Annotated in this window: 27 protein-coding genes and 3 pseudogenes; 16 read left to right on the forward strand and 14 right to left on the reverse strand. The window is 55.6% G+C overall.

What is annotated here, in order from left to right; genetic code table 11:
* Positions 1 to 227 precede the first annotated feature (227 nt).
* From AC3WTM_RS26855 to AC3WTM_RS26885, 7 genes are all read left to right on the forward strand, one after another.
* Positions 228 to 2045, forward strand: coding sequence for a TnsB C-terminal domain-containing protein (locus tag AC3WTM_RS26855; protein WP_024075432.1), 1818 nt, complete (start codon positions 228 to 230; stop codon positions 2043 to 2045).
* Positions 2042 to 2902, forward strand: coding sequence for a TniB family NTP-binding protein (locus tag AC3WTM_RS26860; RefSeq protein ID WP_024075431.1), 861 nt, complete (start codon positions 2042 to 2044; stop codon positions 2900 to 2902). The genes AC3WTM_RS26855 and AC3WTM_RS26860 overlap by 4 nt, the downstream gene beginning before the upstream one ends.
* 1462 nt (positions 2903 to 4364) lie before the next feature.
* Positions 4365 to 4523, forward strand: a complete 159-nt coding sequence (locus AC3WTM_RS26865) for a TonB-dependent receptor (RefSeq protein WP_023628987.1) — start codon at positions 4365 to 4367, stop codon at positions 4521 to 4523.
* A gap of 278 nt (positions 4524 to 4801) precedes the next feature.
* Positions 4802 to 5191 (forward strand): PepSY-associated TM helix domain-containing protein, encoded by a 390-nt coding sequence (locus AC3WTM_RS26870; protein ID WP_090515957.1) that lies wholly within the window; start codon positions 4802 to 4804, stop codon positions 5189 to 5191.
* Positions 5178 to 5318: a PepSY domain-containing protein gene (locus AC3WTM_RS26875; protein ID WP_196448528.1), complete on the forward strand. Its 141-nt coding sequence runs from the start codon at positions 5178 to 5180 to the stop codon at positions 5316 to 5318. The genes AC3WTM_RS26870 and AC3WTM_RS26875 overlap by 14 nt, the downstream gene beginning before the upstream one ends.
* Positions 5319 to 5329: 11 nt before the next feature.
* Positions 5330 to 6160 (forward strand): PepSY-associated TM helix domain-containing protein, encoded by an 831-nt coding sequence (locus tag AC3WTM_RS26880; protein WP_196448527.1) that lies wholly within the window; start codon positions 5330 to 5332, stop codon positions 6158 to 6160.
* A 96-nt stretch (positions 6161 to 6256) separates the two neighbouring features.
* Complete coding sequence (locus AC3WTM_RS26885) at positions 6257 to 6574, forward strand: DUF3325 family protein (protein ID WP_024075430.1); 318 nt, start codon at positions 6257 to 6259, stop codon at positions 6572 to 6574.
* A gap of 897 nt (positions 6575 to 7471) precedes the next feature.
* Here AC3WTM_RS26885 and AC3WTM_RS26890 read toward each other — a convergent pair.
* Positions 7472 to 7762: a helix-turn-helix domain-containing protein gene (locus AC3WTM_RS26890; RefSeq protein WP_023628984.1), complete on the reverse strand. Its 291-nt coding sequence runs from the start codon at positions 7760 to 7762 to the stop codon at positions 7472 to 7474.
* 82 nt (positions 7763 to 7844) lie between these two features.
* Between AC3WTM_RS26890 and AC3WTM_RS26895 the strand changes: the two genes are divergently transcribed.
* The 4 genes from AC3WTM_RS26895 to AC3WTM_RS26910 all read left to right on the forward strand — a co-directional run bounded on the left by AC3WTM_RS26895 (position 7845) and on the right by AC3WTM_RS26910 (position 10835).
* Positions 7845 to 8282 carry a hypothetical protein gene (locus AC3WTM_RS26895; RefSeq protein ID WP_023628983.1) on the forward strand — a complete coding sequence of 146 codons (438 nt, stop codon included), beginning with the start codon at positions 7845 to 7847 and terminating at the stop codon, positions 8280 to 8282.
* A gap of 401 nt (positions 8283 to 8683) precedes the next feature.
* Positions 8684 to 8884 carry a hypothetical protein gene (locus AC3WTM_RS26900; protein ID WP_370694611.1) on the forward strand — a complete coding sequence of 67 codons (201 nt, stop codon included), beginning with the start codon at positions 8684 to 8686 and terminating at the stop codon, positions 8882 to 8884.
* A 240-nt stretch (positions 8885 to 9124) separates the two neighbouring features.
* Positions 9125 to 10369, forward strand: coding sequence for an ATP-binding protein (locus tag AC3WTM_RS26905; RefSeq protein ID WP_023628980.1), 1245 nt, complete (start codon positions 9125 to 9127; stop codon positions 10367 to 10369).
* A 232-nt stretch (positions 10370 to 10601) separates the two neighbouring features.
* Positions 10602 to 10835, forward strand: coding sequence for a hypothetical protein (locus AC3WTM_RS26910; protein WP_023048074.1), 234 nt, complete (start codon positions 10602 to 10604; stop codon positions 10833 to 10835).
* Between the two features lie 329 nt (positions 10836 to 11164).
* Here AC3WTM_RS26910 and AC3WTM_RS26915 read toward each other — a convergent pair whose 3' ends face one another.
* Entirely contained in the window at positions 11165 to 12283 is a 1119-nt protein-coding gene (locus AC3WTM_RS26915; RefSeq protein WP_028688847.1) for a site-specific integrase, read from the reverse strand.
* 117 nt (positions 12284 to 12400) lie between these two features.
* Here AC3WTM_RS26915 and AC3WTM_RS26920 point away from each other — a divergent pair, with 117 nt between their 5' ends.
* Complete coding sequence (locus tag AC3WTM_RS26920; protein WP_023628979.1) at positions 12401 to 13390, forward strand: site-specific integrase; 990 nt, start codon at positions 12401 to 12403, stop codon at positions 13388 to 13390.
* Positions 13391 to 13688: 298 nt separating this feature from the next.
* On the opposite strand, the gene AC3WTM_RS26925 is transcribed toward AC3WTM_RS26920, so the two are convergent.
* The 5 genes from AC3WTM_RS26925 to AC3WTM_RS26945 form a co-directional block, all read right to left on the reverse strand.
* Entirely contained in the window at positions 13689 to 13973 is a 285-nt protein-coding gene (locus tag AC3WTM_RS26925) for a LysR family transcriptional regulator (RefSeq protein WP_071576115.1), read from the reverse strand.
* Positions 13974 to 13983: 10 nt separating this feature from the next.
* The gene (locus tag AC3WTM_RS26930) at positions 13984 to 14316 is read right to left on the reverse strand and encodes an ArsR/SmtB family transcription factor (protein ID WP_223194054.1); all 333 of its coding nucleotides are present in this window, start codon (positions 14314 to 14316) and stop codon (positions 13984 to 13986) included.
* Between the two features lie 9 nt (positions 14317 to 14325).
* Positions 14326 to 14997, reverse strand: a complete 672-nt coding sequence (locus tag AC3WTM_RS26935; RefSeq protein ID WP_023048077.1) for an alpha/beta hydrolase — start codon at positions 14995 to 14997, stop codon at positions 14326 to 14328.
* Complete coding sequence (locus tag AC3WTM_RS26940) at positions 14994 to 15809, reverse strand: DODA-type extradiol aromatic ring-opening family dioxygenase (protein WP_023048078.1); 816 nt, start codon at positions 15807 to 15809, stop codon at positions 14994 to 14996. Before AC3WTM_RS26940 ends, AC3WTM_RS26935 begins: the two co-directional genes overlap by 4 nt.
* A gap of 462 nt (positions 15810 to 16271) precedes the next feature.
* Positions 16272 to 17171 (reverse strand): LysR family transcriptional regulator, encoded by a 900-nt coding sequence (locus AC3WTM_RS26945; protein ID WP_023048079.1) that lies wholly within the window; start codon positions 17169 to 17171, stop codon positions 16272 to 16274.
* 162 nt (positions 17172 to 17333) lie between these two features.
* On the opposite strand from AC3WTM_RS26945, the gene AC3WTM_RS26950 reads away from it, so the two are divergent.
* Complete coding sequence (locus AC3WTM_RS26950) at positions 17334 to 17690, forward strand: putative quinol monooxygenase (protein WP_023048080.1); 357 nt, start codon at positions 17334 to 17336, stop codon at positions 17688 to 17690.
* 94 nt (positions 17691 to 17784) lie between these two features.
* Complete coding sequence (locus AC3WTM_RS26955; RefSeq protein WP_023628975.1) at positions 17785 to 18579, forward strand: SDR family NAD(P)-dependent oxidoreductase; 795 nt, start codon at positions 17785 to 17787, stop codon at positions 18577 to 18579.
* 308 nt (positions 18580 to 18887) lie between these two features.
* On the opposite strand, the pseudogene AC3WTM_RS26960 reads toward AC3WTM_RS26955, so the two are convergent.
* The 3 genes and pseudogenes from AC3WTM_RS26960 to AC3WTM_RS26970 form a co-directional block, all read right to left on the reverse strand.
* Positions 18888 to 19062, reverse strand: a pseudogene (locus AC3WTM_RS26960) (transposase); the annotation flags it as partial.
* A gap of 291 nt (positions 19063 to 19353) precedes the next feature.
* Positions 19354 to 19758, reverse strand: coding sequence for a DoxX family protein (locus AC3WTM_RS26965; protein ID WP_023048084.1), 405 nt, complete (start codon positions 19756 to 19758; stop codon positions 19354 to 19356).
* Positions 19759 to 19841: 83 nt separating this feature from the next.
* Positions 19842 to 20486 (reverse strand): annotated as a pseudogene (locus tag AC3WTM_RS26970) (NADPH-dependent F420 reductase); the annotation flags it as partial.
* 88 nt (positions 20487 to 20574) lie between these two features.
* On the opposite strand from AC3WTM_RS26970, the gene AC3WTM_RS26975 reads away from it, so the two are divergent.
* Positions 20575 to 21519: a LysR family transcriptional regulator gene (locus AC3WTM_RS26975; RefSeq protein ID WP_023048086.1), complete on the forward strand. Its 945-nt coding sequence runs from the start codon at positions 20575 to 20577 to the stop codon at positions 21517 to 21519.
* A 39-nt stretch (positions 21520 to 21558) separates the two neighbouring features.
* Here AC3WTM_RS26975 and AC3WTM_RS26980 read toward each other — a convergent pair whose 3' ends face one another.
* The 4 genes and pseudogenes from AC3WTM_RS26980 to AC3WTM_RS26995 all read right to left on the reverse strand — a co-directional run bounded on the left by AC3WTM_RS26980 (position 21559) and on the right by AC3WTM_RS26995 (position 24742).
* The gene (locus AC3WTM_RS26980) at positions 21559 to 21756 is read right to left on the reverse strand and encodes a tautomerase family protein (RefSeq protein WP_023048087.1); all 198 of its coding nucleotides are present in this window, start codon (positions 21754 to 21756) and stop codon (positions 21559 to 21561) included.
* Between the two features lie 233 nt (positions 21757 to 21989).
* A pseudogene (locus AC3WTM_RS26985) lies at positions 21990 to 22445 on the reverse strand (IS5 family transposase); the annotation flags it as partial.
* A gap of 214 nt (positions 22446 to 22659) precedes the next feature.
* On the reverse strand, positions 22660 to 23814 hold the full coding sequence (locus AC3WTM_RS26990) for an acyl-CoA dehydrogenase family protein (RefSeq protein ID WP_023048089.1): 1155 nt from the start codon (positions 23812 to 23814) through the stop codon (positions 22660 to 22662).
* 61 nt (positions 23815 to 23875) lie between these two features.
* Positions 23876 to 24742: an IclR family transcriptional regulator gene (locus AC3WTM_RS26995; protein WP_023048090.1), complete on the reverse strand. Its 867-nt coding sequence runs from the start codon at positions 24740 to 24742 to the stop codon at positions 23876 to 23878.
* Between the two features lie 236 nt (positions 24743 to 24978).
* Between AC3WTM_RS26995 and AC3WTM_RS27000 the strand changes: the two genes are divergently transcribed.
* Positions 24979 to 25764: an enoyl-CoA hydratase gene (locus AC3WTM_RS27000; RefSeq protein WP_023628973.1), complete on the forward strand. Its 786-nt coding sequence runs from the start codon at positions 24979 to 24981 to the stop codon at positions 25762 to 25764.
* The last annotated feature ends 1 nt before the right edge of the window (position 25765 follow it).

Raw genomic sequence — 25765 nt, forward strand, 5'->3', positions numbered from 1 at the left:
TGTGATGCCCGATCAAAAAAAAGAATATCATTTATCTCTAATAATCAATCACATACCTTGATTAACTTTTAAAAAATAGACTGACGCGGCAGAAAAGCTAGCAATAGTCTATTTTTTGAACGTGACGTCGTATCGTGTTCGGCAGCCAATTTCGATCGTTGATAGAGACTGATGTAAGTCGCCGCTCGGCAGACTTCGCCTAGATTAGCGTTGTGGAGAGTACATCCATGGCAAATCAGCTAACCCCTGGGGAACTCATTGTCGCCAAGGGAAAAGTTGCGAAAGTCAAACAGGTATTTAGTGACAAAACGATAAGGGTAACAATTGTCGACTCTGGTGAAGTAATACTGGTGTCGGCGCGCGACATTCAGCGAATCCCTAGTGTTACGGCAATTAATGGTAGTGATCATGGGGAGGGTTTGAATGTCAATGATTACACCGTTGATCAACTTTCATTGGCAGCTGAGCGTTTTGAAATTATCAGAAAGTGGAAGGTTGAGGGAGGGGTAGTCACTAAGTACTGTTCTTTACTGGGTGTATCAAAGAGTTACTTCTATCGTTTGGCTAAAATTTTTGACGCTGACGTAGGCCCACTATCTTTAATTGCGCAGACACGGGGTGTCAAGAAAGGCGTTACGAGACTGGATGAGTCGGTTGAGGTCATAATTTTCAAGGCTGCTAAAAAATTCAAGTCGAAAGGAGCCAGCTACAGCAAAGTGTGGAGCGAGGTGGATGTTGCATGTAAGGAGCAAGGTTTTTCATGCCCTTCCAAAGATACGGTATTGAGGCGTGTACGCTTAATCCTCTCAGAAAAAACAAGAATGAGAATTAAAGAAGGTCCTGATGCCGCGACGCAAGAATTTTCAGCTCGCCCGGGTAAAAAAAATCTTGAAAGGCCGCTGCAATGGGTACAGATGGATCACACCCTCGTCGATATAATTCTGTTGGCTGATGATCGCATAAATATTATTGGACGCCCGTGGCTGACAATTGTAATTGATGTCTATACCAGGGTTATTCTTGGTTACTATCTTAGCCTTTACGTCCCGTCTACTGTTTCAGTGGCTTGCGCTCTTAGTCATTCTGTCCTTCCTAAAGTAAACTTTTCGGCAAGTGTTGGCTTGGATCCAGAAGACTACCCCTACTATGGAAAGCCTGAAGTCCTTCATATGGACAATGCCGCAGAGTTCACCAGCCCAAAATTTAAAGTAGGGTGTGAATCTTTTGGGATTTCCCCCGAATACCGACCTGTAGGAAGAAAACATTTTGGCGGTCATGTTGAACGGCTGATAGGCACGTTCATGACTACTAAGGTGCATTTCTTGCCGGGGACTACAATGTCAAATTCTGTTGCGCGCAGAGGACTTAACAGCGAAAGAAATGCAACCATGACCTTCTCTGATTTTTTTCGCTGGTTCTCTCGCGAAGTAGTTGTCTATCACTCAACAGTTCATAGCGCATTAAAGTGTAGCCCGCGACAAGCGTGGACAAACTATTTCGCGCCCAACGGAGGGCTTCCTTACCCCCCGGCAGGCTTGAATTCCGAGCAATTAAAGATTTGGTTCATGCCTCAAGAAGACCGAAAAATTAATCCTGGTGGCATTAATTTGCATGGCCAAGTTTATTGGGATCCTATATTGGGGTCTCATGTGGGGACTAGAAATGTCATAGTCAAATATGACCCGTACGATATGAATGTTGTATGGGTGAAATTGGATGGCCAATTTTGCCCAATACACCTGTCTGACGTAACCGTTGAGGCTCCTACCTATGAGGAATATCGTGCCGGCAAGCTCTATCGTCACCCAGTCCGCATCGGAGCCATAGATAGTGATGGCGGGTTAAAAGCCTACAGAGGGAAGCAAAAAATTGAAGAGGAAAGTAAAAAGTTAACGCAGAAGGAAAGACGCCGAGAGGCCGCTGAAAAAGTCTATACTGAGGCAAATCCAAATCCTAGAAGTAGTAGCTTTAACGCTGACAGGGAACATATCAAGCCAAATTATTCAGCCTCTCCAAAAAAATTTCGACCTGGGGATGAGTCATGAGTGATGAGCACGTCCGGTCGGACATCAGAAAATATTTGTCTTCTAATATTGATACGCGAATAGCCTTAATTCATCAAGAAATATGGGTGAACAATAACTCTAGTGCAGCTGTTTTTCGCATGATGAATAATATCGCGGATGTACCAGATCGTATGAGTGCGCCTGCTTTGCTTGTGGTTGGCCCAGGTGGCTCTGGAAAGACGGCTATAATATCTAAGATTCCAAACCATGTAAAAAGGAGTGCAGGGTTGATTTTTGTCTCCTTGGCTGCATCCCCAGAAATAGATACCAAAAAAAGCCTTAAAGATGAGATAGCTTTAGCGCTCGGAATACCAGTTGGCTCTGGCTCAAGTCGCCGAAGTAGCTCTGACCTGCCAAGCGAGATTAGAGAGGTTATTAGGCTGAGGCAAATTTGGGGGCTGGTGATCGACGAGTTTCATGATGCACTGCTACGCTCGAAGCAAGAGCAGCGTTTTAACATGTCTATTCTTAAAAAGCTGCTCGGCCCTGAATATGGATTGAAACTATTTTGCTTTGGCACTGCTAGTGCGCGCAACGCACTTAAATCCAATTATGAATTTAAGAGACGTTTTCACGAAGTTGCTCTTGATGACTGGATAGAGAGTGAGGAGTTCAGGTCATTCCTCTTGGAGGTAGAGGAGTCCCTACCGCTAAAACAGCCATCACATTTGTACTCTGAGGAGATGGTAGGCACTATTTTATCTATGTCGAATGGGCGCATGGACAAAACACTCGAATTGATAAGGGCGGCTGCCTGTTATGCCATAAAAATGGGGGGGGAGAAGGTGGATGTTGATATGCTGCGGCGAGCAAACAAGAATCCTTGGGGCTATTAGTAGTGAGTTTCTCTGGCTTGCCAACACCAAGTTCTGAAGAAACACTTTCATCTTGGTTGTTTCGATGCAGCATTAATCCAAACGCCGCTGGCTTCCCTCGATTATCATCAACAGAACGCCCAGCGTATTGGTGGGAGGGTGTGGAGATCAAATATTCGGACCCAGACTCAGAATTCTTATCCGCCAGCCAGCGATTAAGTTGTGTAGCCGGGGACATTACCCCTGAACTATTACGAAATTTTTTTTGCCTTCGAGGCGATAAATTAGTCGAATGGAGGTATCGCCGTTTTTTTTGCCCTGATTGCTTACGCGATGATGTGGCGAATGGTCGTTTGCCTATATGGCGGAAGGACTGGTGTTACATTTATTCTTGTGTCTGCGCTGCCCATGATCGAGAGTTGGTGAGACTAGTTGATACACCGCGTTACTCAAGGGCATGGGATGCGTTTGTCCAAAGCTGCAATTCGATATCAAACAATGCCTCCATAGAGGAAACTCTATTCTTTCGTTTTTGCTCAAGTACCTTCACAAAGATTGAGCATGCTCTGATCAGTAGAGACAATCAACAACCTACATTGCACGATTTATTTTATAGGCTATTCAATATTTTCCTTCAATGTCCCTTTCGTGGTAGTAGAGGCGGAATCGCTAGAATCCACTTGCAAACGAGGAAAGATGCACGAGCACCCGACGCAAGCTCTTTTGAGCAGAGTATATTATTGGGGGCGTCCACGGCCGATCCATCAAGTAGATTTGGTAGTTTGGTCTTAACCGCATCACTACTGGAGATTATCCCCTACTCAAGGTTTTTGATATTTACTAAACTGTGTGAGAAAAGAAGGGGCGGGATGCTGATCCCAAGAGACCTGCATAAGGCAGCGATTTTTCCATATATCAACAGGGCAGGCTATGAAACCTTGTACCGTTTTTTAGGGGGTTTCCCTAGGAAAGATTTTCCGTTGCTAGATCGCCATCTTCAACTTCAAGAACATTCGTATGTTCAAGATGGTGTCCTTGGCAAGCGTCTATTCGGATACTCACAATGAGCTATTAAATGCGCATGCCTATCGTTGCCGGCTGGCTGCAAGGAGAAAAACTCCACATGCTAGATGCACGCAGGGCTTTTAACATTTAATTTCCTGCTAGTTAATGTAAGGATTATGCCGAGATTAAGGAAAATCAGGACATAAGACCTGTATATTATTGATATAAAGCAGTTTATATATTTGCGCCTTGCCCCTCCTGCGTCATACCTGCGAGCGTCTATGCTGATCTTTTTGCATGCTTGGGTGCTAAGCGATGGCTGCTTTGGAGAGAACGGCATACCCACGACTCCGCAGCTATTCGTTTCCTCAGAAGAGCTTGGCTGGATTTCCAGAACAGCGCAATCCTGCTCTTTCGCTTGGGCTGACGGTTCAGTTCAAGGTATTTCAATGACACCGGCGAGAGCGAGGCGACGACCTTGTTTGATGCAGCCTTCAATTACCAGATTGCCAAGGACACGGATCTGGCGGTCAATGTCAGTAATCTTTTGGATGAGCAGCATGTCGTGGGCTCCGGAACTGCGGATTACTACAATCCGGGCCGAGAACTCACCGCCAAGCTGAGCTACAGCTGGTGAGCCTGTCAGTAATGGCTCCTGTTGTGGTGGTATCTCGTGTTCTGGCCGCGATCTTCGGCTGCTATGCATTCGTCTAGGGCGTGGCGGCGCTGAATGGGGTTGGGGTCGATTACCATGCCGCCGAGCAGGCGATGATGATGCTGGCCTTCGTCCTGTATCTCGCGCTGTTTCCGCAGCCAGTCTGTGGCGGGTCTCGATGGTACTGGCGCTCGGCAGCGTCTTGATGCTGGCTGTTGCCTGGCAGCTGCAGCGCATGATCATCGGATAGGAGCAGAGCCATGCTGAACAACTTTCGCCAATCCATGGCCTGGGTACACACCTGGTTCGGTTTGGTGCTGGGCTTCGTGCTGATGGTCGTCTTCTTTTTCGGTGCACTGTCGGTGTTCGACCGCGAGATCGATCGTTGGGCGATCCCCGATACGCGCTTCGAGCCGCAGCCTATGCCGTCCTACAACAACCTGCTGAAACAGGTATTTGCCGATCTCAAACCGCATCCGGTGGATATGGCGGCAACCAAAGGGCGGGTAATCGGCGACCTGCCGGCGCCGGAAACCATGCCCATGGTCTCGCTCTATGCCTACACCACCCACCGAGATCCCGTGCTGAGCATTGGTGGCGAGTTTGGTATCCCCAACCAGCCAAAGGACCCAGCGGATGATCAATCGTAAGATCTTCAAGGAGTTTTTCACCTTCCGTCCGCGCAAGCGGACCCAGCGCAGCGCGCTGGACCTGCATAACATGACTGGCGTGGTGGCGTTGCCGTTCCACTTCTTTTTTGCCTTCACCGGTTGGTGATCTTCGCGTCGATGTACTACTTCCCGGTCTCCGGGACCTTGCTCAAACCGCTGCATAATCGGCATGAGGTGATCGAGGCGGCGCATACCGGCTTGCCCCATGATGAGGCCGGTGTGCCCGCGAAGATGGCCTCCGCCAATGCCATGGTGGCCGAGGCCAAGCGCATCTGGGCTACGCGCGATATGCCGGGAGAGGTCGGGCTGCTGACTATCGAGCATCTAAATGACGCCAACGGCTACGTCAGCATCTACCGCGCCGGCAGTGATCGTGTGGCGCTGGTCGGGGAGGGCATTCACTTCAAGGCCAGTACCGGCGAGCTACTGCGCAACGACCCGCCGAGTGACCCGGTTGGTTCCGTCAATCAATTTCTCACCGGCTTGCACCTGCAGCACTTCGAACACTGGGCGCTGCGCTGGCTGTACGTGGCGGGCGGTCTGCTCGGCTGTGTGTGCATCGCCAGCGGTTTTGTGTTCTTCGTCGAGATACGCAAGCAGGAGCACGCCCGACTCGGGCTGCAGGGCTGTCGGTTGGTTGACGCCATGGCAGTCACCACGGTTACCGGCATGCTGCTGGCAGCGGTCGCCATGCTGGCGGCCAACCGGCTGCTGCCTGAGCCCATGCCTGGCCGTGGCGAATGGGAAAAGTGGGTGTTCTGGGGTGCCTGGCTGCTGAGTTTGCTGCATGCGCTGTTGCGTAGTGCACCAGTGGCCCAGGCGCGGCACAATCCGGCCTGGCGCTGCTCTGCGTCGCTGCGGTGCTGCTCAACTGGATCACCACGGGGGACCACCTGGTCAAAAGGATGCTGCTTGAACCCTACTGGGCCGTGGCCGGCGTCGATCTGAGCCTGTTGGCCTGCGCGCTGATAGCGCTACTCACCGCGCGTCGTCTGGCAAGGCCGGTTGAGGTCGCGGACCGGACTCGCATCGGTGGGGTGGCCTATGAGTAATGCAGGTCTGTGGTTGCTGGGTGCCGCCGCCAGCATGGGCTTGGCGACCAGTTGGTTGGCGTTGTCCCTGCCGGCGCACTGGCGCCAGGTGTTCAGCGCCGACGAGGTTGCGCCGGACTATCTACGCAGCCTGGGCTGGCTGGCGCTGATGGTATCGGCTGTGTGCTGCTTCAAGGCTGACCATCCGTCGATGGCGGTGCTGGTCTGGCTCACCCTGTTGCCGGTCGCCGCCGTAGCAACGGCCATAACGCTGAGCTACCGGCTGGGGCTGCTGCGCCTGTTTTGCCCGTTATTTCTGCGCACTCGATAAGAGTGCGCGGCTTCTGTATCTGCAACATTGTGGTTGATCCGATCGTACTGCTCACCTCAAACCGGGCGAGCTTGTTCACACTGGATACGCCGACCATCCCATGTCACCTCGTTGTGGGATGCTTGCAGGATCGAGCGACGCGAACTCTTACCAACGTATTTGCGCTCTAGCGTCGGCAACAGTTGGCTGACCTCGGTTCGTTTCCGGCTAACACCCGCCCCCAACGTTTAAAGGCGCTAGACGCGATGCAGGTCGAGCCGAACGACATTCTGGCAGGAACTGTGTTGAAGTCGCAATCCGGGTTGTACCGTCCGCTTCTGGCCGTTTGCGGAAGCTAGAGGTATTTAGCCCGACAGTAGGATCACTGTTACGGTGAAAAGTGTTCGTAGGCGTCAGAGCGTCCCTTGGGCAGATCTGCCTGCTGGAGCACCCGCCGCAATCGGGAAAGAATGTTCCGTTCAATACCCTGTTCCCTGCGGCAAAATGGCCGACATCACACCTTACCATTCAGAACGGCGGTACCGAACACTTCCCATATCAAGAGCAGATGGTCGGCGTGTCGCTATCTCAGGCGCCCTCGAAGGGTTAGACATCGCATGTGCACAGGCCCTCCGGAACAGCATGGAACGCCTGCCGAAGGTCCCTTGGGGAGTAGCCTTGCCGGATCAGTGGAGGCGTGACTCTTCAAGGCTTGCGTCACGCTAAGCACGTGTCATCGATGTTTGTTGCGATGGGCGAGGTCTATCACTCGAATTCATGCAGTGGCTATTCGCGACTGAATTCATGCTCGCTGTTGATTGCGAGCAAGAAAGCCCGCGCGCCGGGCAGCAGAGCAACTGGCGACGTTGCGATCAAATGCTTTTTGGGATCGGTTGCCGATTCGATTCCATGTCGAACCTACTCAAGTCTCAGGCAACCCTTCAAGCTCGTGATTTCTCGATGGATTTTTTTCAGTAAGTCTTCGGGTTTTAGTTCGGGTGTTTGCCTTTGATAAGCCAGGAACAGAAGCGTTAGGGGATGAATGCCAATGATCTCAGCAATCTGCTCAACCTTTTCAATCGATGGTTTCCATTTGCCGCGCTCGATCGCACTGATATAGCTCTGACTAGGCCCAAGCCCTTCCTGAGGCATATCCTTCGAAATACGTAGATTCCTGATCACCAAACCAAGCGCTTCATTCAGTTCCATTTGCTGTCTCGCAAAAGGAACGATGAAGCCTTTTTAGTGCTTCTGGAGCTATGCTATATACAGCTTAAAAGAGGGTGTGCTGATGTTTATTACGTACAAGCGCGCTGAAATCATGTATCCAGCGCTGTTTGGAGACGACTCCCAGATGTGGCGATTCGTCGAGCTCGATGATCATCGCCCTTGGTTTTACGTGATGATTAACCGCCGCCAGAAGGCAGCCGCATGGAGGACGATGCTCTTGATTCCAACGGAGGATGAGTTCGAGCAGATGCTAGTGAAACGCGCTGAAGGAACACTGATTGAGGCAGTTCAGGTGGTGTTGCCATCGCGGCTGAATGGATCCGGTAATTGGACGATGGAGATGCTCATAGAGCTCGTTAGGGTCTATGATCAGGACGAGCGAGTCATGGGTTACGACTTTAAGACGGCCTCGGGCCATACCTACTCTCAAAGAGACTGCCGCCACACCTTGGCTGCAGCAAAGCAACAAATTTACTGCTCTTCGATGCGTCTTGTTTGAAGGAGGGGTCGCTGACTGGAGCAAGCCTTGAAGGAGTGCTAAAGACGCCCACGTCAGCGCCATGGCATCAGTGGCGCGCATCGCGCACATGCAATTTGCTAGTTCGTCCAGAACGGATAGCTTGGATCGTCTGTCGCCGATCAGCACTGCCCCAAGTGCGGTCTTATCTGCGCCGCAAATGCTGCACAAAATGGCGTCCGCCATTAACTCGATCTGCCGACCGTACAACAGGCCATGCCGAAAGGTACGCATGGCGAGATAGGGCGGGATCCGGGCTCATTGTGGTCCGCCTGTGCCAGGCGTTGGCGACGCCTGACCGTACAGGCGGTTACCGGAGTGATGCTGGCGGGTCGCAGGCTCGCTGCAGCAAGCTGATTCACTGGACCCAAAGGAGCCTCTCAATGAAAATCACAGCGGCGGAACAGTTCGAATGCGTCAGTGACGTCCTTTGTGATGTTTGCGGCGATAGTACGCGTGTTGAAGGATATGGGTTGCAATTTGGGACCCTTCAGGGCAGTTGGGGATTCGGCTCGGTTCATGATGGTGAGCGTTATGAGGTCCATCTCTGCGAACCCTTTTTTTCAGAACAATGGCCGACCTGAAGAGCGCGCGGATGGTGAATACCATGTTCATCGACGTCGACGAAGACTTAGGCAATTTCGGACGGGTCGCTCGCGATGATTTTTTTCAATGACGGAGGCAGCTTGGCTTGATAGGTAACTCCAGCTGGACCAACATTTGCCGAGTCTCGGGTATGCAGGTGATGGCGGGGTGAAAAGCTTGGATTTAGCTGTTTATCGGCCCATTCCCGCTGTTCGCTATTCCTATTAACGCGGGTGCATATGGACCCCGTCTGCAATCCGTACTCCCCTGGCGCTGGTACGCCTCCACCTGAGCTGGCAGGTCGCGATCAACTGCGCGAGCGGGTCCGTCAGTCGATCGGGGGAATTCGCGTGGGCCGACCTGCCAAAAGCGTAATCCTGGTTGGGGTGCGGGGTGTCGGCAAAACAGTACTGTTGAACCAGATGCTGCGAGATGCCGAAGCCTCGGGCAATCTCGCCGTCTACGTTGAGTCATCCGAGTATCGCTCTCTGCCAGCGATACTCGCGCCACAGCTCCGTCTCGCCTTGCTGCGGCTGAGCTGTATCGTACCTGCCAAGAACGCAGCGATAACTGGACTGCGAGCCTTAGCCGGTTTTGCCAAGGCTTTGGAGCCGAAGTTCAGCGATCTCAAGGTCGGTATTGACTACGAAGCCGAGGCAGCTCTGGCGGGCAAAGGTGATCTCGAGGAGGAATTTACAACCCTGCTGACTAAACTCGGTGAAGCCGCCAAAGCAGCTCACACCGTCCTTGTTATTTTCGTGGATGAGCTGCAAAACGTAGCAGAAGAACAGCTCGCCGCGCTTATCGCAGCGCTGCATCGCGTCTCGCGATTGATCTTGCCGGTTGCCCTCGTCGGTGCAGGCCTCCCACAACTCCGACACCCTGCTGGACATGTGAAAAACCACGCGAAGCGCCTCTTCGACTACCTAGAGGTCGGTTCGCTGGAGCCACACCAGACGCGTCTGGCCTTTGTAAAACCAGCGGAGGCCGAGGGCGTGACTGTAGACTCAGAAGCGGCCGACATGGTTGCTCACCTCACACGCGGCTACCCTTATTTCATTCAAGAGTGGGGCAGTCATGTCTGGGACGCAGGGCAGAATAACCACATCACGCTTGCAGACGTCCAGAAGGCGTCCGGGCACGTTATTGCTGCTCTGGACGAAGGTTTTTTTAGGGTAAGACTCGACCGAATGACCGTGGCAGAACACATTTATTTGCGCGCCATGGCTTCGCTTGGGGAGGGGCCTCATCGTTCGGGCGACATTGCGGCATCCCTGGGCCGTACAAGCCGATCTCTCACCTCAATTCGCAACTCCCTGATTAGCAAAGGGATGATCTGGTCGCCGCCCCACAACGGCGCCGCTTTTACCGCGCCGCTGTTCGATCTGTACATGTGCCGGATCATGCCCGGTGACAGCTGGCGGTCTAGCCTTCCAAGGGCTGACGGCATTTTTTGTCCACCTGAAGAGGGCTCAGATGCTTAGAAGCGAATGCACTCATCTTGCTACGGCTACGATGGTTTGTTCACATCAAGGCTGCTGTCACATCGACTCGAATTTGCACGTACGCTGTGGAGTGCTGAGCGGCTAAGTCGAGGCTTCACTGTGTGCGTCAAAAATGGGATCGACTTACCTGTGATCGGGGCGTAGGGTCGCTCATGGATATCTTTTCTACGGGCAGCATCGACATCAGGCTGGCAGGAGCAGAGAACAGAGCATGAGCGAACTCAGTGATGATGAAATAGACCGACTAGAGGCAATGATTCCTAAGCTGGCCGCCGTCGCCACTAATGCTGCGTATCTGCGTGCGGTTGCCGCAGGGCATTCACTGATAATGGCGAAGGATGGCGTGCTCGTACAAATTCATCCTGACGGTTCGGAAAAAAAGCTTCGCGACTTGTGCAGCAAGCACAGGGTCGAGTCTGGTAAGACTTTCAGTGTGGGTATTTGAAGCGCACCTGCCGACCAGGCGTATTCATAAGGCGAGCGCAGGCCACAGCGACTGGTAAGCACTTGACTATCTTGCCCCTGCGACGGAGCCTTCGCTGTCTAGCGCAGGGCCGCCAGCTGTTTGCTTAACTACCCGAGTAGACGAAGCATGCTGAGATGCTGGCTGCTTGGGCGTCGCCATGCGGTCATGTATTGGTTACACCCGGAGTTGCGAGTGCCCAGCTGGGGTTGCGCATCAATTCCGCTACCGTGCAATGGACTCATAACCAGGAGCTCCACCTCTCAATAGGACACGCGTGCGCGGCATTTTCCGACGCGGTGCGTCGACCGCTAGTCAGGCTGGTTGGTTGGGCCTGATGGGGCGGGCAGGGGTTGAAGCAACATCGAGGCGCGGCTGCTCAGCAGCACTCCGGCTTGGAAGTAGCCCATAACGGTTTCGACACTGCGATGTTCAGTCATGGCCATCACTTCACCCAATGGGGCCCCCTGGCGACCCGCTTCCGTTACAAAGCCCGAGCGTAAGCTGTGCGCGGCCCAGTCGCCGTCGAGGCCAGCCAATTTGGCGCGGCGCTGAACGATCCGTGCTACCTGATCAGACGATAGTCCGAACGGGCTGACTTTGCCGCCCTTGTAGAGGCGCCGAAAAAGCGGACCGGTATCGGCGGGCGCGGCGATGAGCCAAGCCGTCAACGCGTGTGCAGCGCGACCCAGCAGAGGTTTTTCGCGACGGGATCCCGTGGTGTCTGTTTTGGTGACGCCCAGCGTATAGAGCCAAGTGTCTTCATCCAGTTTGCGCACATCGTCGACCTGCAGGCCGGTCACCTCGGATCGACGACGCCCGCCGCCACTCCACGCCATCAGGAGGAGGGCGCTATCACGAGTACCGCGAATGCCATCCGTACAGGTCGCCAACATGGCCTCCAGAGCCTCCACCACAGCTGCCGTCTTTTTGCGGACAACTACCCCCTGGCGCGCCTGGGCTTTTCGCGCATCTCGCAGCAGCGTTTTCACTGCCAGTGCTTCAGTTGGGCTTTCCCAGTTGTTGAAGCGATGCCACCTGCCCAGTGCCGAAAGCCGATGACATACCGTGTTGTAGCTCAGAGGTCCCGGCTTTGCCTTCACACGTGCCGCGACTAACGCGGCATCGATGGTCGGCGGTAGCAGATAGGTCCATGCACCATTTGCCAGTGGGCGCGCCAGGTGATCCACCACGAACTGAATGACTACAGTCGACTGTACAGGCGCATCGCCCATCGCAACGCCGTAGCGCAGGTGCAGCCAAGCCGACCAGTAGGCGAGGGCGCTGCGATAGCTCCGTACCGTGTTTTCGGCGGTGCCGCTGGCAACAAAGCCTGCGGCCGCCTCCTGAGCCTTCAACGCCAATCTACTGGGGTCTAGGGTGGGCTCGTCGATCAACGGCATCTGATCAGTAATATATGATACGTCCAACGTATTATATTTCCACTATCCAATAAATAAGGTCGGATAATCTTTAATTATCCAAGGTGAGGCGATTTTTTCGTCGTTTGGCAGTCGCTCACCAGTACATCAAGGGGATGTGCGTCGATGAGCCACGAGATCGAGCGGTACCTGCAGGCCGGTACCCGCCCCAACACCCGGCGCAGCTACCGGCAAGCGCTCGAGCACTTCGAGGTCGCCTGGGGCGGCTTTCTGCCGGCGACCAGCGATGCCATCGTGCGTTACTTGGTCGATCACGCCGCCACGTTGTCCAGCAACACCCTCAAGCTGCGCCTGGCGGCCTTGGCGCAGTGGCATGTCAGCCAGGGCTTCCCGGATCCGACCAAGACCCCGCTGGTTCGTCAGATCCTCAAGGGCATTCGTACCTTGCACCCGAAGCCGGAGAAGCAGGCCGAACCGCTGCAGCTGCGCGAACTGGAGCAGTGCGTGGCGTGGCTGGAGCGGGCGGGCGAGAAAGCACTGGACGAGGGCGACCTGCCGCAGCTGTTGCGCTGCTGGCGTAATCGCGCATTGCTGCTGATCGGCTTCTGGCGCGCCTTTCGCAGCGACGAACTGTGCCGCCTGCAGGTCGAGCACATCCAGGTACGGCCGGGGGAGGGCATGCAGCTGTTCCTGCCGTGGAGCAAGGGCGACCGTGACAACCAGGGACAGACCTACAGTGCGCCGGCGCTGGCCCGCCTCTGCCCGGTGCAGGCCTACAACGACTGGATCTGTGTCGCCGGCATCGCCCGCGGTCCGGTGTTCCGCGGCATTGACCGCTGGGGTCACCTGCGCGAGCAGGGCCTGCACCCGCACAGCGTCATCCCGCTGCTGCGGGCGGTACTGAAAGCGGCCGGATTGCCCGCCGAGTTGTATAGCAGCCACTCCCTACGCCGTGGCTTTGCCACCTGGGCCACGCGCAGTGGCTGGGACCAGAAGGCGTTGATGGGCTATGTCGGTTGGCGCGATGCCAAGTCGGTACTGCTCTATGTGGACAGCACCGGCTTTTTCCCCGGGCAACTGCGGCCGATGGTGCCAGGCCTGGAGGCGGAGGCTTTGTCGAGTTTGCCTCGTCCAATTGCACTGCCGGGCAGTTGACCGCCTCAAGCCATTCAGCACTTCCGGTGATGGCTGCTTTGTTTCCGCGGAGCAATTACACCCAATGCTGGGCTTTGGCCTTGATGTGGCTGGTGTTATTGATACGTATCGAAAGGGCGACGGTAAACCATGAGAGTTCGCCATCAGATGATTGCTCAATTACAGACAGGAATGTTCAGCTTGCGTCGGCATAACATGATGCCACCAGCGACATAGACTCCAGTCATCTGTCAGTCCACCTGACACCGCCAGTCATGAGAGGTTAGAGCAGGCCAATAGTGCTCTGCTGCAAAGAGGATTATCTAAAGTTCGATGCTAGTGTGGCTGTAATCAGTCTCATCGCTGGACATAATTCAGAAGCAATTTTTTTCGCTTTCGGTGTTGCCACAATACCCCTGCCCGAACGAGTAAAGAGCGGATCATTAAATTTGTCACGTAGCTTGACCAGCGAATTGCTTACGGCTGGCTGTGTTACGCCAAGACTCTTGGCTGCTAACGTTATACTTTGTTCCTTGTAAATACACATAAAAACCACCAATAAATTGAGATCGATGGATGCAAATGTGTCCTCGCGAATAGTCATGGCAGAGCTCTCAAATCCCCTTTACAGCATCGCTTTCAATGTTTTCACCAGCATTTCGATGGTGTATTCGCAGCGTTTGAAAAAAATGGATCGGGCCGAGCTTTTGGCAAGTAATCAATCCTGTGCGATGCAGCGTGCGCAAGTGATCGGACACGGTCGATTGGGCCAACTTGCACTTGCGCTCAATCTGGCCGGCACACACACCGAGCAGGAATGCATGTTCCTGCTGCGGAAAGTGTTTCTCTGGGTCACGGAGCCACTCAAGGATCAACCGGCGCTGGGGGCTGGCTAACGCTTTAAGAAGTAGATCCACTTCCGTAAGTTTACTGCGGGAGTTCACCATCAAGGTCGCTCAGGCGATGTTCAATACAGGCTTCAGCCACTGAATGAAATCTTCCACTTCTTCATTGGTGATTTCGTGGCCCATGTCGTACAGGTATGTTTCATGATGCACGTTCAGTTGGTGCAACCAGGCATCCGCTTTTTGTGCCCAAGACACGGGGAGCTTGTTATCACCATAGCCATGAGCAATAAACGCCGATAGCGAACTCAATGCTTGAGCGCTGGCAATGTGTGGTGCCAGCTCAGGGAGAATTCTGCCGCTGAACAAGCCAAAGCCTAGCACGCAATGAGGGGCGCTAAGCCCGACGCTTGCACTGAGAATACCGCCCTGGCTAAAGCCAGCTATCACTGTAGGCATTTGTGGTAAGGCAGTTACAAGCTCCACTAGTTTCTGGCGGCTGGTTTCCGCTTGCTCTTCAACGATCACCGGGCCTTCGTTGGTGAAATTTACCTGAAACCAGGCAAAGCCCTCAGCTGCGATTTGCAGGCGGCTGCGTACCAGCAATATTTCAATTCCTTCTGGGATAAAGCCGGAAAGGCCTGCCAGATTGGTTTCATTACCGCCTACACCATGCAATAGCAGGAGACGTGCACGAGGGGCAGCAGCACGGATTACCCGACGATAGACAAGGCCGGATTGCGGTTCTTGCTGCAGTTCTGAAATGGCTAGTGGCAGGTTCATGCTTGAGTAATCTCCTGAGTGGCGGTTGGGCTTTTGAACAGGTAGCTGTCCATAGCCAGTACGCCGTCGGCGACACCGCCCTCTAGCACATCCACGGCGTAGTGCTCGCCTGCGGCACCGAGCGCCAGAAATAGCGGCAACAAATGTTCTTCACTGGGGTGCGCACGCTCGGCCTCCGGGGCATTGCGGCGGTAGGCGAGCAGCGCTGGCAGGTCACCGGCTTGCAGGGCGTCACGGATCCAGTCGGAAAAACGCGCTACGTACTCAGCCGGGTCGCCGTAGTTGCTACGGAACTCATAAAGGTTATGGGTCAGACTGCCGGAGCCAATGATCAGCACGCCCTGATCGCGCAGCGGCTTGAGTGCCTGGCCAAGCTGCCAGGCACCCAATGGATTGAGCGGGTGGGGCATGGACACTTGGACCACCGGGATATCCGCAGTGGGCAATAGGTGCAGCAACGGCACCCAGGCGCCGTGGTCCAGGCCTCGATTCGATTCGGTAGTTGCGGCAATCCCATTGCGGGAAAGCAGGTTGCAGATTTGCTCGGCCAATGCAGGATTGCCGGTTGCAGGGTATTGCAGGCGATACAGTGCTTGCGGAAAGCCTCCGAAGTCGTGAATGGTTTCCGGCGCCTTGCTGCTGCCTACACGCACGCTCCCACGGGTCATCCAGTGAGGAGAGACGATTACGATGGCGCTAGGCCGTGGCAGCGCTCGGCCTAGCTCAGCCAGGCGTGCCCCGGCCTGGCCGGGTTCGATGGCAAAGGTTGGTGCTCCGTGGGACACGAACAACACTGGATAGGCCAGACTCATGGTTGAAATCCTGCTTAGATATTGGGGCCGCAGCAGCAAGAGGTGGACTGATCGGCGTTGCAAAGCGTGTGCGCCGCTCACTGACCTGCCTACCCACAGCGCACTGATTGGCTGGGGATGGCTCAAAGTTTATAGATTCGATTTTGGAGATAAACTCAGATATTGGTGAATAACTATCTCGAAAACCGGGATAATTGGCGGTCACTTGTCGACTCTTCAGGCCGCTGCCAGCCGGAGCGCTGAGCTACACATCAAGGTGCCAATATTGCCCCCTGCGCCTGGCCAGAACGCAGGTTGGTGAGTAGATCCCTGGTCGGCGGGCTCTAGTATTTGGGGGCTCCCTGGCTTTGTTACAGATCAGTCCGCGCTCATCGCTATGGCTGCTGAGTGGCACCCTGAGTTAATGGGGCTGGCGTTGATCAACCCCGCGCCAAGGTCGCGCAGTAGCTGTCCGTTCTGCCGTTAGCTGTGGCCATACAGCTTCAATAACTCGTCGACCAGGTAACGAATTTTGGGCCGCAGATGATTGCTCTTCGACCATAGTGCGTGGACCTCGACAGGCGCCGGTTCAAAGGGCTCGAGTACCGTAACAACAACCTGCTGGGCGATGTCCTTTTCAAATAGACAGAGCGGCATCTGGCAAATACCGAGGCCGGCTCGCGTGGCTTCAATCATCGCTTCGGCATCGTCAAACTGATAGGTCGGTGGTGGCGAGAACTTCAAGGATTGCCCGGCCTGGGCCATTTTCCAGGGCATTAGGCTGCCGCGGCGATAGCCGACGATGCTGCGGTGCTGGCCCATGTCCTCGAGCGTCAACGGCGTACCATATTCTTCCAGATAACCCGGCGCTGCACAGGTTACCCAGCGGTGTGACGTCAGGCGTCTGGCCACCAGGCCGGGGACGTTGTCGACGCTGCCAAAACGAATGGCCAGGTCGATACCTTCTTCCGTCAGGTCCACCAGTTGGTCGCTAAAGGTCAAGGTCAGTTGCAACTGCGGGAAGCGTTTGCTCATCTCCAGTAGCACCGGCAGTACCACCTGTTTACCGAACGCGACCGGCATGTCCACCCGCAAGCGCCCTGTGGGCACGCCTAACTTGTTGCCGAGGTTGCTCTCGGTGGCCTTGATCTCCTCCAGCGCATTGGACCACACGGTGAAGTAGGCCTCGCCATCCGGAGACAGGGACAAGCGGCGGGTCGAGCGATAAAACAGGCTGGTACCCACCCGTGCCTCCAGCCGTGCAATCGCCTTACCTACGGCCGACTTGGACAGCCCCAGGCGCTCGGCTGCCTCTGTGAAGGTCGCAGAGCGGGCGGTGGCGAGAAAAATATGGATGCCGCTGAAGGAATCTTCGGAGGTCATTGCCGTTTTCCTAGGCGCAAGAGTTGGTAGCAAATTACGCTACCTATCTGTGATTTCAAGGTTGTTTATCAGCTTGCTGCTCTACCTTAGCATGGCTGCTGACTCAGCAACCCTCTGCATCTATCGCATGGGGTTGGTCATTTACTTCTGTGAGGACGCCCCATGAAAGACGAAGTCATCAGCATTTTTACCCTAAGCCTGGCTCCGGAAGACTTCCCTGAATTTAAAACGCTGGTTGCCAAGATTGTCGCCGCTACGAGCGAAGAGCCTGGCACCTTGATGTACGAATACAGCGTCAACGAGGCTCGCACTGAGGTGCACATTATCGAGCGTTACCGTGCCGATGCTGTCGTTAACCATATTGAAGAAACCTTCGCGCCGTTCGGCGAAAAGTTTCTCGAGCTGGTGAAAATCACCAGCCTGCTAGTTTATGGCAACCCAGACGCGCCGACGCGCAAGCACCTGGATGCCTTTGGCGCGGTGTACATGAATCCGTTTGATGGGTTTACCCGGACCTGACACCGCCAGTCAGTAGCCGGCGGACAAGACCGCTGACTATTCAGCAACCGATCTAACCTGCCGGGTACTACCTGGCGCTAGAGGGTCAATACGCATGCACATCAATCTTGCCGGCAAGACCGCTTTGGTTACTGCCTCCACAGGCGGCATCGGCTTCGCCATTGCCCATGGCCTGGCGCTCACCGGCGCTATCGTGATCATCAACGGGCGGAGTGACAGCTCGGTCGAAAAAGCCCTGGCACGTTTGAGCGAAGCGGTACCGCAGGCCACCTTCAGCGGAGTCGCGGCTGATCTGGGCAATGCCGACGGCGTTGGCGTTCTTACAGCTGCGCTTCCCACCATCGACATTCTGGTCAACAACGCCGGCATCTATGGTTTGGCCGATTTCTTCGAGGCCGATGACGACTGCTGGGAAGACTATTGGCAAACTAACGTAATGTCCGGTGTTCGCCTGAGCCGCGCGTTGGTTCCAGCCATGGTCCAACGAGGTTGGGGTAGGGTGGTGTTTATCTCCTCGGAGTCAGCCCGAAATATCCCGGCCGATATGGTTCATTACGGCGTAACCAAGACGGCGCAACTGGCGTTGTCGCGTGGCTTGGCCAAACGTGTGGCCGGCAGCGGCGTAACCGTTAACAGCGTGCTGCCAGGCCCGACACTGTCTGATGGCTTGGCTGAGCTGCTCAAAGGAGAGTCTGCCCGCTCCGGCAAATCCTTGGAGGCCGTCGCTGCCGAATTCGTCATGACCCACCGTCCCACCTCGTTGATTCAACGTGCGGCCACGGTCGATGAGGTCGCCAATATGGTCGTCTATATCTGCTCCACCCAGGCGTCAGCCACCAGCGGCGCTGCGCTGCGGGTCGATGGCGGCGTGGTGGACGATATCCTCTGAACCCTTGACTACCTGGCACGTGTGTTCCGCACGGGTGACCTGAAGGTCACCGGCGCGCACGCTGTCAGTGAGTGAGCAGATCTCCAATCGATTCCGCTGCCAGTTGATACGAACGGCAACGCGCCGTCGGGTCGTAGATGCGCGCATCAATCATCAGTTCGTCTACGCCGGTGGTAGCACTAAACAACCACCGACTGAAGTCGGTGGGTTAGTGAATTACGGATTGAAAGTCCGGATACGCGTCGGCTGAACGACGCGTCGCATTAGTCCGGCTCCATCTTGAAATTATCGTTCGGGCTCGGCTCTGGCATCAAGTGACCCTCCACGATCCGGCACTCACGCTGCCTCGCCAACTCATGTAGCACCTCCCCCCAGGTGCTTGCGGATCGCTCCGAAGATCGCCTTCTTACGCCTCTTCGGGATGAATACAACGTGGTACTTACAGTCCCACTTCGTGTGAGCAAGGCTTTGGTAATCTCTCATTGGGTACCCCTATCTCTTGGTCGAGATAGAAGGTTCCTGATGACCGCATCACACGGTCAACCTCAAGGAGTCCCTCGGCTAAGCCGGGGGATTACCTTGTTTATTTAAGACTTGAAAGCCAAGCGGATAGATCGTCCAACTGCCTCGATATCCCATGCCCACTCGACCCTTTCATGTGCTGCGTACGCCGGACCGGGGCATGACACCAAGGCTGAAAAGCTTTCTGGATTTTACCCTTGCCAAGTTTGGCGAGAACCCGGCAAAGGCAACCTGGCCGAAAGCAGCGAGCGGTTAGTTACGTGCTGAACGTTTCAAGGCGAAGGCTCCGTCATCCAGCAGCGCCAAGGCCAGTGCAGTGAATGCCAGAAAGACCGGGTATTCCCAGCCACCATTGGCGTTGGTGAAGCTCCAGCCATTACCGAAGTGCACGCTTGCTGCCACCAGCAGTTGCACGGTGGCTAGGGCCGCTACCCAGCGAGCGAGTACACCAAGGATCAGGAACAGGCCGCCGACCACTTCAAAGGCAATGACCGGATAGGCAAGAAAGCCGGAGAAGCCAACGGACTCAAAGAAACCTGCTGTGCCGGCCGGGGTGAACACCAGCAGCTTGGTCAGGCCATGAGCGAGAAACATCACGCCAAGGATTAGGCGTAGTACCAGGGCGGCATAGGGGAGGGTGCGGCTAGCGGCGGTCATGGGTGTTTTCCAATACGGGGAGTGTGGGTTGCCCGGGGCCACAGCTGTTTCGGCCGTGGCGCCAGGCATTGGGTAAGTGGGAATTAACGATTGAGCCAGACCGGCGCGATCTGCGTGCCGAGCCCTGCGCCATAGCCGAGGTAGATGTTCAACCCGGCCAACGCTTCCAGATAACGCGCGTTTACCAAACCGCCGGCATCCACGGTTTTCCAACCCAGGCTTTGCGCAAGAGCAACGGCGGTTTGTTTGGCTCGTGCGCTATCGCTGGCCAGGAACACGCTGCCTTGCTGCTCGTTGGCAAATGTGGGACCGCTGGCCAGCACTTGGGCGAACAGGGTGTTGAAGCCCTTGACCAGCTCCACACCTGGCAGCGCCTTGGCGATTTCCTCCGCTGCACTGGTGCTGTGGCCGATGGTCAGACCCATGTAGTCGGCTGTCAGCGGGTTGGTGATGTCGATGACCACTTTGCCTTCGAGACTGCCCAGACTTTTCAGCGCGGTTAAGGCGTCCTGGTAAGCAGTGGCGACGATCACCACTTCGTTCTGGCCAAGGGCCTGATCAGCGGCGAATGCTTCGACGTTTTGATGCTGCGCGGCGAGGGCGTGCGCCTTGTCCAGATCACGGCCGGTGATACGAACATGGTGTCCAAACTGGGACAACTGTTGAGCGAAAGCCGAGCCCATGTTGCCGGTACCGATAAGGGTAATGTTCATGTCTTTTGCCTCGTGCTGTGTGTGATGGGATCCAGTTTAAAGATTCGATTTACGAGATAAACATGATTTAATGTGACTTATAGTTCCGATAAGTGAGGCAATAATGGATCGCGCGTTGGAGATGCAGGTGTTTTGCGCCGTGGTCGACAAGGGCAGCTTTGTCGGTGCCGTCGATGCGCTGGAAATGTCCAAGGCCGCCGTTTCCAGGCATGTAAATGCGCTGGAGGAACGCCTGGGCGTACGCCTGCTGCAACGCACCACGCGACGCTTATCACTGACCGAAGAAGGACGGGTTTTCTACCAGCAAGCGCGGGAAGTGCTGGCGTTGATGGGGGAGGCGGAAAGCGCTGTTTCTTCGGGCAACCATGAGCCTGCCGGCGTGCTGCGGGTCAATGCGCCGGTGAGTTTTGGTGTGTTGCACCTGGCGCCGCTGTGGACTGCCTTTTTGGAGCAAAACCCGAAGATTGAGCTGGATATCAGCCTGAACGATCGCCAGGTCGATTTGGTGGAGGAGGGGTATGACGTCGCGGTGCGCATCGCCCGGTTGGAAAGCTCTTCACTGGTGGGGCGCCGGTTTGCCAGCACGCGGATGCGCCTGTGTGCAGCCCCGAGCTACATCAAAAGCCATGCACCAGTAGAAGTGCCGCAAGACCTGGCCGAGCACCGGGTGATTGCCTATAGCAACTTTTCCAGTGGGAACGAATGGAGTTTTACCGGGCCCGATGGCGAGCATAAGGTCAACACGCGTTCGGTCATTCGCTGCAATAACGGTGATACATGCCGATCTATTGCGTTGACTGCTGGCGGCATTTTGCTGCAGCCAAGCTTTATGGTAAGTGAGGATCTTCGGCGGGGTGATCTGGTGGAGTTGCTACCGGAGTATCGCTCGGTAGAACTGGGTATTTATGCCGTCTACCCAACCCGCAAACACCTGGCATCCAAGGTGCGGGCATTTATCAATTTTCTGGTCGAACAGTTTGAGCAGGTCGACTGGGAGTCCGGCTACCCAGCACAAAAGAGCCAAGCCCGGGCTGCAAAGAAGATGTAACACTCCTTGCAGCCCACTGGCCATTAACGCCGAATGACCTTAGGTCTTCTTCGGATCGTCGCCGAACAGCTTGCCTGCACCGGCCCAATCCGATGGCGCCACGTCTTCAAAAATGACGTAGATGTAATTGGCATCGGTACCGGTGTTTTTCACGATGCTCTGGGTGATTTCTGCAGCGACAGCTTCCTTCGCGGCGTGGTCTTTTCCTTCGAACCAGCTGACTCGTACAACGGGCATGGAGTGATCCTCTATTCAGGTTGGGTTTAGCGCGATTAGGGCTAACCATGCGGTCAGTCCGGGCTCAGCCAATCAATGCAGCAGAGCAGTCGAGAGAGAATAGGAGAGATACAGAAGGCGATAAACACGCTGTAAATCGCCTATATGTAGAAATTATTTCTCCAATCAGCCCGCCATTTACCGGCGCACCGGCGATCAACAGTTGCTAAGTACCGCTAGGGGCTGTTGCCATTTCACATGGGTAGCCATAGGAAGGCACAGGCCATGGCCACCACGCTCTCGTAATTTCTCTTGAGCTTGTCGAATCGAGATGCCACCGCCCGGTAATGCTTCAGCCGGGCAAAGGCGTTTTCCACCAGGTGCCGATTGCGGTAAAGACCTCTGTCCAGATCCGCGTTGCCTTTCACGGAGTTACGCTTTCTCGGGATCACGGCCTTGGCCCCTTGTAGCTCAACCTGCTCCCGGATTCTCTCGCTGTCATAGCCCTTATCCGCGACGATGGTTTCTGCCGCCGGGAGCTTGGAAATCAACGCGGGTGCCTGAGTGCAGTCATTGATTTGGCCACCTGTGATTTCAAACTCGATGGGCAAGCCGTGGGCGTCCACCGCCAGGTGAATCTTGCTGGTATTGCCAGCTCGACTTTTCCCTATAGCCTCATCGTTGCCGCTGGCAGCGCCTGCACTGTGCTGTGCGACCTACTGTGGCGTAGTTGGAATTCCAGTTTCGTGCAGCTACCCCGCAGTTCATCTGGGGGTAGGTTGACGGGAAGCTCGCAGGCTGAGGCTTTCGGGACCACACCAGTGGAACACGCACTCATGTCGAACAACTACCTTGAAGCCAGGATGTGGCGCTATTGAGTCTCGGCGCGACTGGAGCCCAACTGGTGTCAGAGCAGGTGCCGTGTCACCGCTGCGCTTCGCGGATCATGTTACGGGCGATAACCACCTGCTGAATCTGTGTGGTGCCTTCGTAGATACGGAACAGCCGCACGTCACGGTAGAAGCGCTCAATGGCGTACTCGCTGACGTAGCCGGCGCCACCGTGGATCTGCACGCAGCGGTCGGCGACACGACCGCACATCTCGGTGGAGAACATCTTCGCGCAGGAGGCTTCGGTACTGACGTTCTTGCCCTCGTCGCGCTTGCGCGCGGCATCCAGCACCATGCAGCGGGCCGCGTAGATTTCGGCTTTGCTATCAGCCAGCATCGCCTGGATCAGTTGGAACTCCGCGATGGGCTGGCCGAACTGTTTGCGGTCCAGCGCATAGTGCAGGGCATCGTCCAGCATGCGTTCGGCTGCGCCGACACTCAGTGCAGCGATATGCAGGCGGCCCTTATCCAGCACCTTCATCGCGGTCTTGAAACCAACGCCTTCGACGCCGCCTATCAACTGGCTGGCGGGCACTCGCGCATTTTCAAAGATCACGTCGCAGGTATGGGCGCCTTTGTGGCCCATCTTGTGGTCCGTCTTGCCCAGCGACACGCCGGGTGTGCCGCGCTCAACGATAAAGGCGCTGATACCGGAGGCGCCTTTGATTTCCGGGTTGGTACGGGCCATCACCGTGTAAATGCCCGCGTGTGGCGCGTTGGTGATGTAACGTTTGGTACCGTTGAGGATGTAGCTGTCAGCGTCACGCACAGCATTGGTTTTCAACGAGCCCGCATCGGAGCCGGCATCTGGCTCGGTCAGGCAGAACGAGCTGAGCAGCTCGCCGCTTGCCAGTTGCGGCAGGTACTGGTTGCGCTGCTCCTCTGTACCGTCAAGCAAAATGCCGATTGAGCCAATGCCGTTGTTGGTGCCGATGTAGGAACGGAAAGCCGGTGAGGTGCGACCCAACTCGAAGGCGATGTTTACCTCTTCCTCCATAGTCACGCCCAGGCCGCCATAGGCTTCCGGAATCGTTAACCCGAACAGGCCCATCTCGCGCATCTGATCGACGATGTCCTTAGGGATCGCATCCGTTTCAGCCACCTCGTTTTCCCGAGGAATCAGTACCTCACCGACGAACTGGCGAAGAGAATCCAGCAGAATCTGCAGGGTTTCGGTATCACGGATCATGTGCGCTCCTCTGGGCCCGGAAGTGGGCCGATGTAGTACGGTGCACCGTCACCCTGAAGGGTTACCGAGCGGCGGCGCCGATGTTGTTAACCATGTTGATCAGGCGAGGCCCGATATCGTCAGTGAGCTTGTCCCGTGGAAGCTGGAAGCTCGGTCCACCGCAGTTGAAGGTCAGTAACCCGAACTGCGGGTGTAACAGCGGCACGGCGACTGAGTTGACGTCGCGGTGCCACTCGCCGATCGATAGGCAAAAGCCGTAATCGGTGTAATCGCGAAACGCGCGATCCAGGCCCTTGCGGATCACCGGCCACTGTGCTGCTTCGCGTTGGCGCATGTGGTCGAGGAGAAACTCTCGCTCGCTCTCTGGCATCGCCGCCAGGCATGCGCGTCCCGCCGAGCTTTGCGCCAGTGGCAAGTAGCTGCCGATCTGCCGCCGCATCGTGGTATTGCCTTGGCCCTGAACGACGTCCAGGTAAACCATCTGCAGGCGATCCCGGGCCGCCATTGCCACTGCGGCTTGAGCGTGATTGGCCAGCTCTTCCATCAGCGGGTGCGCCACCGAGCGAATCGACAGATTCGACAGCATGGCGTAGCCGAACCCCAGCACACCGACATCCAGCTGGTACTTGCCCGAGTGCACCTCACGCTTGAGGCAGCCAAGGCGCATCAGGGTGTTGGTCAAGCGCGTCACGGTCGGCTTGGGTAGCCCGGTCATCCGCGCCAGTTCCTGATTGCCCAGCACGTTGTCGCGCGGGGTAAAGCACCGCATCAGCTCCAGCCCACGTGCCAGCGCAGTCACGAACTGGCCGCTGGTTTCGTCCTCACTCGACGCACTGGCCGGGTCGAGCATGCCCATCTTCAGTAAAGCGATTTCATCCGCTCCAGTGCTGCTCTCAGCCTTCTGCTGATCCGCTTTGTTGCGTGCCATGGTAGAACCTCATTTTTGGAAATTGCAAGCAAATAAAAGTACGTTTCGTCAGGCGAAATTATATTTGAGCCGAGATGAAATGCAAAACGCTCATTTTTAGATAGATAATATATTGATTAATAAAGAAATAATAAAATAGTTCAGATTTCTGATTTACATGAATTCGCGACCCTACCTATGATATCTCGTAAATACGAAATGCAATTTCGTATAGCGAAACGTGTTTAGAGGTGGGTATGAGTCACGAACCTGAATCTGTAGTGAACCTGGAAATTCGAGAAGACGGCGTTGCCGTCGTACGCATCGACCGGCCAGAAGCCAAGAACGCGCTCAATAGCGCGGTGCGTGAACAACTCGCCGAGCACTTTCGGGCACTGGCTCGCAATGGGCAGGTGCGGGCGATTGTACTTACCGGCGGTGACACCTGTTTTGTGGCCGGAGCCGATATCCGCGAGTTTGCCCAAGCGCGCCCGATTGAAATGTACCTGCGCCATACCGAGCTGCTGTGGGAAGCCATCTCCCGCTGCCCCAAGCCGGTCATCGCTGCAGTGAATGGTTTCGCCCTTGGCGGCGGCTGTGAGCTGGCCATGCACTGCGACATCATCGTCGCCGGCGAGTCGGCGCGCTTTGGCCAGCCAGAAGTCAAACTCGGCCTGATGCCGGGCGCCGGCGGTACTCAGCGTCTGATCCGCGCGGTCGGCAAGTTCCAGGCAATGCGCATTGCCCTTACCGGGTGCTTGGTCTCGGCCCAGCAAGCCTTGGCCATGGGCATGCTGAGTGAAGTGGTGGGCGACGAGCAGACCATTGTCCGTGCACTAGAGCTGGCCACTGAAATCGCCGCCTTGCCGCCGCTAGCCGTCGCGCAGATCAAAGAAGTGATGCTGGCCGGTGCTGACCTGCCGCTGGAGAGCGCGCTGGTGTTGGAGCGCAAGGCCTTCCAATTGCTATTCGATTCGAGCGACCAGAAAGAGGGCGCTCAAGCCTTCCTGGAAAAACGCAAAGCGATCTTCTCAGGAGAATGAG

Source organism: Pseudomonas sp. EU05-FHT14B02, from assembly GCF_058791055.1.